7 protein-coding genes and 2 pseudogenes are annotated in these 11,424 nt (G+C 49.0%); 2 read left to right on the top strand and 7 right to left on the bottom strand.

The window, feature by feature from the left end; genetic code table 11:
• Positions 1–35 precede the first annotated feature (35 nt).
• Both AC07RZ_RS23820 and AC07RZ_RS23815 read left to right on the top strand, forming a co-directional pair.
• The gene (locus AC07RZ_RS23820) at positions 36–4,007 is read left to right on the top strand and encodes a hypothetical protein (protein WP_494669829.1); all 3,972 of its coding nucleotides are present in this window, start codon (positions 36–38) and stop codon (positions 4,005–4,007) included.
• A gap of 398 nt (positions 4,008–4,405) precedes the next feature.
• Positions 4,406–5,015, top strand: a pseudogene (locus AC07RZ_RS23815) (transposase); the annotation flags it as partial.
• A gap of 660 nt (positions 5,016–5,675) precedes the next feature.
• Here the strand turns inward: AC07RZ_RS23815 and AC07RZ_RS23810 are convergent.
• The 7 genes and pseudogenes from AC07RZ_RS23810 to AC07RZ_RS23780 all read right to left on the bottom strand — a co-directional run.
• Positions 5,676–6,113, bottom strand: coding sequence for a hypothetical protein (locus AC07RZ_RS23810; protein WP_494669828.1), 438 nt, complete (start codon positions 6,111–6,113; stop codon positions 5,676–5,678).
• Between the two features lie 1,000 nt (positions 6,114–7,113).
• Entirely contained in the window at positions 7,114–7,464 is a 351-nt protein-coding gene (locus AC07RZ_RS23805; protein WP_494669827.1) for a hypothetical protein, read from the bottom strand.
• A 1,004-nt stretch (positions 7,465–8,468) separates the two neighbouring features.
• Complete coding sequence (locus AC07RZ_RS23800) at positions 8,469–8,648, bottom strand: hypothetical protein (RefSeq protein ID WP_494669831.1); 180 nt, start codon at positions 8,646–8,648, stop codon at positions 8,469–8,471.
• Complete coding sequence (locus AC07RZ_RS23795) at positions 8,617–8,796, bottom strand: IS4 family transposase (protein ID WP_494669830.1); 180 nt, start codon at positions 8,794–8,796, stop codon at positions 8,617–8,619. Before AC07RZ_RS23795 ends, AC07RZ_RS23800 begins: the two co-directional genes overlap by 32 nt.
• A gap of 76 nt (positions 8,797–8,872) precedes the next feature.
• Complete coding sequence (locus AC07RZ_RS23790) at positions 8,873–9,091, bottom strand: hypothetical protein (protein ID WP_494669826.1); 219 nt, start codon at positions 9,089–9,091, stop codon at positions 8,873–8,875.
• Positions 9,092–9,315: 224 nt separating this feature from the next.
• The gene (locus AC07RZ_RS23785; RefSeq protein ID WP_494669825.1) at positions 9,316–9,606 is read right to left on the bottom strand and encodes a hypothetical protein; all 291 of its coding nucleotides are present in this window, start codon (positions 9,604–9,606) and stop codon (positions 9,316–9,318) included.
• A gap of 332 nt (positions 9,607–9,938) precedes the next feature.
• Positions 9,939–11,086, bottom strand: a pseudogene (locus AC07RZ_RS23780) (IS3 family transposase); the annotation flags it as partial.
• Positions 11,087–11,424 lie beyond the last annotated feature (338 nt).

Raw genomic sequence — 11,424 nt, 5'->3', positions numbered from 1 at the left:
CTCTGTTCCTACTAAACACCATCACTGAAGCGCAGGTGGCTCAATTGACTGAGGCGGCAGTACAAGGGATTACGGCCAATAACCTGATCACCCTGACGACGACGGTGGCGGGGAGGAGCTTCCTGGCATTTCTGACAAGTTCGGATCCCACTTTTTCTCAAAATCAGATAAATACCCTAATTGAGGGGGGGGCTAATGGGGTGGCCGCTTTCCTTAGTATTGCTCAAAACTACACGGAGCTGCTATTTAATAGCAATGTAGGTGTGACTCAACAACTGATTGATACGCTTTTTACTAGCCCCGATGGCATTGTTGCGTTGGGTTCTATCGCAACCCCAATGTTGCGTCGTCTGTTGAACACGCTGCCGCCCGATTTCGCTCTCAGCAACACCGAATTTACGACTGTTGTTCAGAATTCGGATACTTTGGGGGTGTTTCTCCAGTACTCTACTCTAGATCAGGTGGGGCAATTAAGTGGGGAGGCCGTGGCAAATATTACGGTAGAGAACCTGATCTACCTGACGACGACGCAGCGGGGGCAAAATTTTCTGAGATTGCTCGTAAGTGGCGCTGAAATTTTGTCTCGAAATCAGATAAATGGCCTAATTGACGGGGGGGCTAATGGGGCAGCAGCTTTCCTTAGTATTGTTCAAAACTACGCTGAGCTGGTATGGAGTCCTGATATATCCATGACTCAACCACAGATTGATACGCTTTGTACTACCGTCAATGGCTTTGCTGCGTTGTGTGCCATCGCAGCAAATGGGACCTTGTCTCAACTGTTGCCCGACAATTTCGCTCTTAGCCAGGATCAATTCGATTTTGCTGTTGGTAATGCGAATACAGCTGCCGTTTCTACTGGCCTCATTAATATCGTGCGAGAGAATCCGAATGCCATGGCCGATATCATCATGAATCAGCAGCAGCTGGATACCTTGATTAGCAGCGAGCTTGGGATTTACCTATTGCAGTATCTTGTTCGAAATTGCCCTACAGTACTGACTACTCATATTGACAATGATTTCTATGTGGACAGTCTTGCCATCAATAATGATCAGATGAATGCCCTTTTAAACTCAACCAATGGCATTACCATGTTGGGTTTTATCTCAGCGCACGACGACCTTGCTCCAATGTTGCCTAATAATTTTGTCATCAATCAAGGCCAGTTCAATGCCGCTCTTCATGATGTGCGCAGTGTTTTGGGGCTGTATAGGATTGCCGAATTCCGTTCGACCGCTCTTGATGGTATTACCCTGGACCAGACTCAGATTACTGCACTATTTAAGAACTCTGTTGCTTCTTGGTTCTTAGGTCAGATGGCAGCGACTCATGTGGCGTTTCCAGTCGGATTTACTCTCACTCAGCTTCAGTTCGAGAGTTTGGTTGCCGATGATGATGGAGTTGTGACCCTGAGCCAGATTATCCTCAATGCCCCTGCAATGCTTAATAACTGCCAGCTTACTCAGGATCAGGTTGGGCTTCTTGTCGATAATGGACAGGCTTCGAGTAATTATTTAATACGAGACATTGCACAACACGAACCTAATTTATTCCCGGCGAATTTTACGCTTACTCTAAATCAGGTTGATACGCTTTTTACTACCGTCGATGGCATTGCTGCGCTGGGTGCTATCGCAGCAAACGCTAACACTAGTCAAATGTTGCCTGTTGAATTCACTTTCACCACTGATCGATTTGCCTTTTTTGTTGCAGAAATGGAGGATAACAACCGCATTGTGGCCGCATTTAGCGCTTTTGTGCAAAACGTTCCGGGTGTCATGGACAATATCACCATAACTGAACCGCAGCTGGCGAGCTTGCTTTCCAGTAGCCATGGGCAAAGTCTATTAATTGCTATGGCTGTACAACAATATAAACTAGATGACCCGGAACGTAATCGCGATCTTACTGGGGAACTTTTAGCTACACCCAATGGTTTTGAGATGTTGGGATATATCGCAAGAAGCTACCGCCTTAATCCATTGTTGACTGGTTTTACCATCAATCAAGATTACTTCAATTCTGTTATTCAAACAATTGTGAACCATGGTGATGGTGCTCAAAATATTATTCGTGGGCTAGAGGATATGGCCGTCAGGCATGCGTACGCTCTGAATCTTCTGGATTCTCTGAACCTGACATTGGCACAAATTAATGCACTATTTGATAGTAATGTTGCTTCTTCCGTATTAGGTTTGTTTGCCGAGGCTAATGTAAGATTTCCAATCGGATTTACCTTCACTCCAAATCAATGGTCCAGTTTGCTTGATGATGTGCTCGCGAATCGTCCAGCCTTGAGTTTGCTTGCCCATTATCAACCGGCACTATTGCCGGTTGGGATAACGTTCACTAGCGTGCAGCTCGAGCAGCTTATACTGTCTGCTAATGGAACAGCGACCCTGGCCGAAATTATTCGGAATACTCATAGCATGATTCCGAACAACTTCCAGTTTTCTGTTCAAGATATTAACAATATTGTCAATCACTCAACGGGAGCAGGTTTAATATACAACATTTTACAATACCAACCTAATTTATTTCCGGCGAATTTTCCGCTTACTCAGACCCTGATTCTCGCTCTTAATAGCAACGGCGAGCCAGGTCGCACTGCGATTAACAGTATCATACAAAACAGTCAGACAATCATTGACGCGAATGCATTCACGGCTGGGATTCTAAACGATTTGAGTGCGGGTCGCTACGCAGATGGCGTTGTTGCCGCCCTGATTGCTCGGGGGCAGCAGGAGAGTATCAATCAGCAGTTAGCCGCCGTCACGGATTTGAATCTGCGTGCACTACAGCGGGGCATAAATGGCGGGCCTTCGTCCTTGTTGACCGCCGCCAACGGAGGAGCTCCTGGCTTTACTGCGCTATATACGAACTTGCAAGCTGCGCAGGGTGGGAACTATACGCTCAGCACAGCGGCCTTTGCAGCGTTTGCGGTTACGCCACAGGGGGTAGGGTACCTACAATGGCTCATAAACAACGATCCTGCCGTGATCATACAGACATTGAGCGCGGGAGGTGGGGTGACCTCGTCGAGCTTTGGGGCCATCGCACTTTCTCCAATTGGGGAAACGTTTCTTAATACACTGTCCCTTCAGTGGGCAGGACTATTAACGGGCAATCGTTCGCTATTCGAGAATTTATCGGAGAGTGTTGTGGTGGCGCTAGGTAGCAATGCTGTAAATCAGGGGCGGGAAGGATTTGGATTTGTAGGTGTTCTCGGTGACGATGCCGCAGCACGTCTGGGTTCTCCCATTGTGCGTGCCATTACACGTCGTCCGGATTTATTCAATCTTTATGCAGAAAATGCCTCAGGCTTCGTCGGTAATCTTATCCGCAGTCATATGCTTGATGTAGCCGGGGATAACATCGCAGCTTATAATAGCTTGAGCGCAACTGGGCTTGGAAATCTGATGGTGAATGCTCCAGATCTCCTGGCACAGGCTAGCTCAACTGCGATTGCTGCTATCCCCCCTGCAGCGTTTGCTAGTCTTTCCTCCGGACAATTTACACAAGTGTCATTAGAGGTTTCGGCCAGCCTCACCCAACCGCAACTCACCGCGATTTTAGGTCAACCTGCACTTGCTGCTGCCTTCAATAACCCAGGCAACGAAACCAATATTAGTATCGTGGCCTTACAAGCAATTCCACCGGCAATCCTGGCAGGCGCCTACGCACAGAACGGCACCTCATCTCTGCCACCAACAGAATGGGGGCAACTTACCATTGCGCAACAGAATGCGTTGACGCTGGCAAATATTCATGTGTCTATTGGTTTTGTTGGCAATCTAACGAGCAGCAATACCACGATTGTGAATGGAAACAATACTTTGTTGCAGTCTACGGCACTGTTAAATATCGTCACAGGAACTGGTCAGTTAGTGCAGGCCATGGCAGCCATGCCTGCCGCAACCATGGCAACTACAGCACCAACAGGTGCATTGCCTGGATTGAACAGCTCATTAACCCTGGCACCCCCGACAACGGTGCATCATTGAAGGTCGATTAAATGTAAGCGATCAATAAAGTACGCCCCCTTGTGATAACCCTAAAAGAGCGAAACATATAGCCTTTCAATGGAATGGAAGGCTTATGAATGGATCGAACAGGCAGGCTGCAGAAGTTGAGGCAATCTCGCTGACCTGGAAGCGGCGCAGCGCAAGAGGTAGTGACTGTCGAAATCCGTCTCCATGCCCTTAGTCGGCCTTGATTTATTCAAGGCCGACTTCTGACTGCGACCGAAGTGTTCCTATCCTGTTGATCCAGCCGCCACTGCCGTGCAAAGGCAGCAACCCGGTCGTACGATCTCTCAAAGACTAGCGCACATAGATCTGTATTGGTCTAATTTTCCCGGACACCTCGATAAGTAGACCATCCACCATCCGAAGAGATTTGCATGACAAGGCAACGCCGCAATTTCGATCACCGCATCAAGCTTGAGGTCGTCAAAATGATCAAAGAACAGGGACTCAGTGTTCAGCACGTATGCGAGAGCATGAGCATTGGTCCGACCGCCGTGCGTCGCTGGGTAGAGCAGTACGATGCCGAATAATCCGACCAGCCAGGCATTGGCAAACCGCTGACACCCGAACAACAACGAATCAGGCAGTTGGAGCAGGAGAACCGCCAACTGCGAGAAGATGTGGAAATTTTAAAAAGGCCTCGGCCTTCTTTGCCCGCGAGCTGAAATGAGTTTTTGACTTATCGACGAGCTGCAAACGAAGGCCATCTCTGTCGCACAGAACGGCCGTGTGCTGGGCGTTAGCCGTTCCGGTTTCTACGAAGCGAAGCGCCGTGCTACCGCATCGGTTGTTTGCAAAGCGAACTGTTGGGACAATGCAGTTGCCGAACGCTTCTTCCTGAATCTCAAAATGGAACGGATATGGCAGCGTCAATATGCCAACCACGCGGAGGCCAAGATCGATATCGCCACCTACATCGTTGGCTCCTACAACAACGAACGTCTGCATTCAGTTCTGGGCAATCTGCCGCCCTTTGTCTACGAGCGGAACATGGCAGCAAAAAACCATCGTCGTGTCCGAATTTACTTGACCATTACAGTCTTTGGCAGTGATACGCGCGCGCGAATGCACAGAGCCAGCAGATCGCAAGCGCACCGAGTGGAAACTACCAGTAACCTCCCGGCGCGATGCCATTGAAAACCCCCACTGGTATTCTATGCGCTGAAAGATCGAGACCTTCCATAAGATTCTGAAATCCAGCTGCAAAGCGGAGGAGCTACAATTGCGCACGGCAGACCGGCTGGCCAATCTGGCCTCCGTTTTTTGCATCATCAGTTGGCGCATATTCTGGTTGACGATGATCAACCGTTCATGTCCGGACGTCGATCCAGAACTGGCATTGACGCATACAAAAATTGACGTCCTCAACTGCTTGGTGAAGGATAGTAAGAGATCCCGTGAGATGCCTCTTCTTTCTCGTTACCTTGAAAAAAATGCGCAGCTCGGAGGCTATCTCGCTCGCTCTGCCGATCTGCCATCTAGGAACACTGTGATATGGCGAGCCATGCGACGGTTGGCCGATATGCAACTAGGTTTCAATTTTGTATCCGAAAGATATGGGTAATTAAAAGACTAACGTCACGCTTACTGTGCAGCTGGAATAAATTTTTTGCCAGATCGATGCCCATCGTTGCGATCTTCATATCAGACATTCCCATCCATCAAGTGGTTGAATTGCACACCACTTTGGCACATCGCCATGCCGTTTATGGTGGGAGCGTCTATCCTATTGCCTACAATTGGTTTGTCGAATAGAAGTGATGACCCAATTATTCTATAGCTGGCGCTTGATGATAGCGCCAGTTTTACATACACACTTTGATCTTCACTTAATGGATGCGGCATGGGCGTCGTAGATTGAGAGCCCGTGTGTTCCGCGGAATCTTCTCCGCTACCACAGGCGGTCAATAACACCACCGCAGAAAGTGTGATCAATAATTTTTGCCGATAAAAACATGCCATCTTCTTTTCCTCCCGCCGTGATAAAAGAGTGCTGCTGCAAGTCAAAAGGAGCCTCTGATTTTCCAGTTTTCCTCTGCCCCATTTAAAAATTACGTGACTTTGGCTCACTATGGTGCTCATATTTGAGCGGCGCCAGCTCCTCGTTCTGCAGTATCTTCGTGAAGGTATCGAAACTAATCTGGGAAAGTGAATTCCCGTTATTCACGGATTTGTCAGAATAGATACGACTGTCAAATTGGTCGAAATTTGTGCCTATTCCAAAGACAGGCATCTTTGGGTAAGGAATAATCGTGCTCTGCTCCGTCGTGTTCATAGCAATATGGTTTGCTCCGCCATTGCCATCTTCTAACTGATAGTCACCATTGACACGCAGGTGCTGCCATTCACGTCCAAGGGAGCGGCATGATCATACGATTGGCTGTCACACTATCGTATTGCCTCCCACTAGGCCGGTGACCAGCGCTATACCATTGGAGTCGCATGCGCAGTCAAAGAACTTAGTCATATCCACTGCCGCGATATGTAACGGGGTTGGGGTGATGGTGGCAAATCACTTGGATGCTTGATGGCATTGACCTGATAATTGTCTACATCCGTACCGCTTAAGGCCAGTTGATTTCCGAGATAGGCAGCAACGGGGGGCATCGATTCCAGTACTTTTTCTAGCAAAGTATTCTGTGATCGCCAGCAAAGAATCAAAGACATCTATGCCGGCATAGATCTCTGCCAAAACCAGCGCTCCTGCAAACGTTGCAAGTGTTGTCCAGTTATAGCCTTGTTGTTAGGTTGTGCCCCCTGATAAGGTTAATAGAGCCTGGCTAGTGGAAGCATTCAATGTACTGCTATAGGTATCCAAATAGTAGTTGTGCGTGCTCGACCCTGTAGGGCGATACCGGACAAATTCACCGCCTTATGTTGCTCGTAACGGCCAGCGTCCCACTAATGATATTGCTCACGACCAGTTTCCTGTCACTGCAATTAAAAGTCACAATCTCATTGTCAGTGACAGCACCATTGTCTATTTGCAGCGTACCGTTATTAAATTAATAATAGTGCCGCCGCTGTAGGTAACAAAGCAGCGTTATGACGGTACCACGAACCTCACATCGCAACATGAACATCACGCGCCTCTTTTCTCACATTGCAAGGCCTCGCGGCGTCTTCCCGGTTTCACGATCCGGTTTTGTTGTGTCTCAAAAATAAAAATAAATGCCAAGGCCGATTCCAAGGTATTTTTATAGGCTGGCAAACAAGGATGGACCATGCTTACTATTTTTTTCAAGCGCCGGTTAAAAGACAATAAATTGCTATGGACATCACATTGCAAGGAATGAGACAGGTAATAGCACGCTTCGTTGACAACATTAGAAATTTCAACATCGACATCGTTGGCTTGTAAACTTAATGCGGCCAATTCCTGGATTTTTTCCATGTATTCGCTAATTAGCGCATCATCAGGATGTGTATTCATGGTGGCCTCCCTCAAAACCAGGATTCCGAATGGAACATTCATATGCCATCCGCGAAAATCCTCGTAGTGCTTATACAAATATATCGCCGTATGGCTTCACGGAATATGAATAAGTGATCATGAAATAGTCAAATTGCGCCAAATTGATAAGGGTCTGACCAATTCACTATCAGATGCGCCAAATCTAGCAACCCAGCAAGCATAGCTGTGTACTGCGTCGTCAACATACGCCGAGTATGGCCAGCGTCAGCGGCGTATTAGGGAGCAGTCCCAGGACAATTGCCAGGCTGTCCAACGCATAGTGCAGATCACCAGCAGCTTGCGTCCGTTTCAGGCTGGCCTTGGCGTTAGGGGCTTTGTGCCATGCAATTGGTCGGCCAACGTGCAGGCACTGGCGAGATATTTCGCCTCGCTGGCTTTGAAATTTTCGGCTGCTACCTGCTTCGCCTCTGTCGTAGCCGCTAACAACGCCTGGTCGGCCTGAACATCGTAGTAGCTCTGCACAGTGCTAAGAACACAGTTTGCAAAGCATCATCTTGGGTGACGTTGAGTAATTGCTGCGCATTCTCCGGGACGGCGGCGTGCGGGCCGAAGTCGTAAACACCTATCTCAAGTTGAGGTTGACGTCACTGCTGTTCGCCTTGAGCCTCGAATCAGCTTGCCGGGCAACGCCTGGGCGTTGAAGCCAACGCGACCATCACCAGCGAGTACGATAAGCAGAAGCTGACGGACGGCTTCAACATTGACCAGGGCGAAGCTATGCTTTCGTCAAGGCTCAAAGTCGACGAGTTGGCAGACAAGGACGGTATTCAGAAGTAGCTCCATTTGGTTGGATACGAATTTGACTTTGAGGTGGGACAGTGCGGATGTAGGTTATCCGCGGCACCGTTCGTCGCCGAGCTCGGGGAAGAGCGTGCGCGCGGTGGGTGGCCCGGTCAGCCATCTACGCCGCCTTTTGAGCCGCCGGAGGGCGGCGATAGTAACACTCATGCGGTGTGCTGCCATTACATATCATCGATGATCACGATTTTCTCGATGCTATGCCTTTTTAACGGCAAGAGCATCTTGTTATACACAAGTAGCAGCGCCGGCGGCAGAGCGCATAGCGTTTTTGCAACGACATGAATCTCTTTCCGGTCAGCCAAATCGTCTTCACGCCGGATCGGCATCACGTTTGCGGCCAAGGGATCCTCCGAGACGAGCAGTCAGCGCAGTACTTTGTTGAGCGTTAACTTGGGCGGTTGCGCCATGTTCGTCGACAAATAAGCCCCCATGTATTTCGTCCGGTTCAAAGAGCAATGTCGCATCCAGGTCGGGATAGATTCGACCCACCCCATCGGGTGGATGACATGCCAGGCCACCATCATGAGCAGCGTCAGAGCGAGTTAAGTCGATCAATCTAACCGAGCTAAAGCTCCTTCAGGACGTTAAACAGAATATCGATTTCCCAGCGTGCGCGATACCAGTTGATCAGTTCGACCGTCGTCTCCACAGTGCCAGCCTCGTGGTTGGTCAGCAAACGGCATTCGATCGGTTTGATACCGGCTGGCGCGTCGACTTCGCGCGCAATGACGCAAGTGGCGCTGACAGTTTTGCCTTTGTCTGTCACCAGTTCGGCCAGCTTCACCTACAGTTGCTGGCGCACGGTGCGTACCTTGACGCCTTGTTGTGGTGCTATCACAAACGAAATTTATCCCACCGGCTTCCTGGTACTTGTGTGTTGCCACAGCTTGTCGCCATCAAACAGGCAGCGATTGTGCGAGGCGCGCATCAGCCAGTCAGCGGACGTGCCCAACTCCTGTGCCAGCAACATCAAAGACATCATGTTCGTTTCATGGTTCGCGACATACACTAAGTGGGTGCCATGAGCACGCGCCAGTCGATGTTGTCATTGTCGAAAAAAAGTACGTCACCATCGTTGCGCTCCAGCCTCGGTATACCCTCGGTGCGCTGGCTGAAGGCTCGACCGTAAATCGGTTCATCAATGTCCGCGCTCGTTTGTGTGTTCAGGCGTGTATCGCCCAAGTCGATTTGATGAAATTCTGTCTCTGCCCAAGTCGTCGATTCGATAGCCAATGCGTTCACACAAAAACAAGAGAAAACGCGATTTACCACCAGTTTACAAGAGCTGCGATAAGTCATTGAATGTAAAATTTCTTCAGGGCGTCATTGCCGCATCAGACTTGCGTATAACGACATGCGTTAAGTGGGGTTGAGCCGAGGATCGATGTGCGCTCATCTAATCAAATTACCTATCAACATTGACAGTTGATCATATATTTTTATAAGTTGGCGCAATTTTACTATTATGTTTTTTTGCATTTAACATGTTGCTAGCTTGTCGAGCAAGTAGTCTATTCTACATAGAGAAAATAACGGTTCTACTTGGAAGAATTTCTTTTTAAAAATAAATCAGACGATCATGTGCAGCATTTCGAGGCTCCCTCGGAATTTAGTCTTCCATTCGGAGGTTTTTATGCAGTTTGCTTTTCCTGATTTTGCTCCCTGGCCCAGCGCTGTAAGTGCTGGATCGGTGATCGATAGCCAAGTGTTGAATGGAGTCACTTGTGATTATAAAAGACTTCAATATATTCAAGGCTAGCAATCTTAAATTCAGCATGAATAGCGTAGCGTAAGCCATGATACCTTTCATTCTTGAAGCTGTTAAACCAGTTTTCTGTAGGGGCGTTGTCCCAGCAATTGCCTTTCCGGACCGTCGAGCAGATCGTGCCAAATTCCTGGAGCTTGTCCTGAAATGCATGACTGGCGGACTGCCTGCTGCGGGACGAATGATGCAGGACGCCTTGGTCCGGCCGCCGGCGGAACTAAGCCATCGTCAACGCGCCTATCACGATGTCAGTCGTTATGCGATTTTTGCGCGACTAGCCAATGACTTCACGATTGAACAGATTCAGAACGATGGCCAAGTACAGCCGCCTCTCGTCGGTTCAACGATACGTGATGTCCGACGTCCATGCTTGATTCGGTGCACTCGGCGTAAAGTTTCGTGTCAACAAATTCTCGGCCATCGGCAAACCATGTTTCAAGTCCATGGTGACCTTGTAGTGTTGCTTATGACGGGCACGAATACAGTTCTCTCACATGAGCCTTTAGACATGCTCTTTGCCGGCAGTGAAGCCTCGCAGCTGCAACTCACGAATCGTGCGCGGACTGCCGTAAGCCCCCTTGAGCTCAGTGTGAATCGCCCGTGTCACTGCCAGCATCTGTGTATCGGTCATCCGCTTGCGGCCAGGTGCGTCACCACGTTTCCACGCTCGATAGCTGTTAATGCTGACCTTAAGGATGTTGCGCATTTAGTTCAGAGTAAATGCTTTGCCCTGCGCATTAATCCAGGCGTATTTCACAGAACATCCTTCGCAAAATACGCCGCTGCTTTATTTATAATTTCGTTCTCCAGCGTCAGGCGAGCGACTCCAACTCGCAGTCGGGATAACTTCGTCGCCTCAGGTATGACTACCTTTCTGTCGGCACCTGTGAGCTTGTCTGCTGCGGCAACCTTGATCCAATTTCGTAGCGTCTGGTCTCGAGGCCCCAGTTCGAGGGCCGCCGCCCCGACTGTTTATTCATCAGATACCCGCTTAACAGCAGGCTCTTTGAACTCAGTATCGGCATGTTCTTCATTTTTAGCTCTTCCAAAGTATCGTTATTTATACGGCACCGATGGAAGACTATATTTCAGGCGAGGCTCAGCACAGCGAAAATCGTCTCAATCTTTCCCTTTTGCGTTCTAAGCTAAGGCCTACTGATGGCGCAGCTCTTTTAAAAGGTATGCAACATGACAGCAGCTCTTATTGTTGAAGATCAGATTGCTCAAATCAGCCCAACGGCCTTTGCCGCTTTATCGTCGGCCCAATTAAGCCAATTCTCCCCAGCCGGTTGCGCAGCCATTACCACAGCGCAGATGGCGGCCTTAATTGCAGCCCAAGGCGATAAGATCGT

The sequence above is a fragment of the Collimonas sp. GW821-FHT07E08 genome (assembly GCF_059418905.1).
This window is presented reverse-complemented; position numbering and strand designations above follow the sequence as displayed.

What these genes read in the sequence shown, in the direction of transcription:
- AC07RZ_RS23810 (WP_494669828.1), bottom strand. Translation starts at nt 6,113, where the DNA reads ATGAGCACCATAGTGAGCCAAAGTCACGTAATTTTTAAATGGGGCAGA.
- AC07RZ_RS23805 (WP_494669827.1), bottom strand. Translation starts at nt 7,464, where the DNA reads ATGAATACACATCCTGATGATGCGCTAATTAGCGAATACATGGAAAAA.
- AC07RZ_RS23785 (WP_494669825.1), bottom strand. Translation starts at nt 9,606, where the DNA reads ATGACTTATCGCAGCTCTTGTAAACTGGTGGTAAATCGCGTTTTCTCT.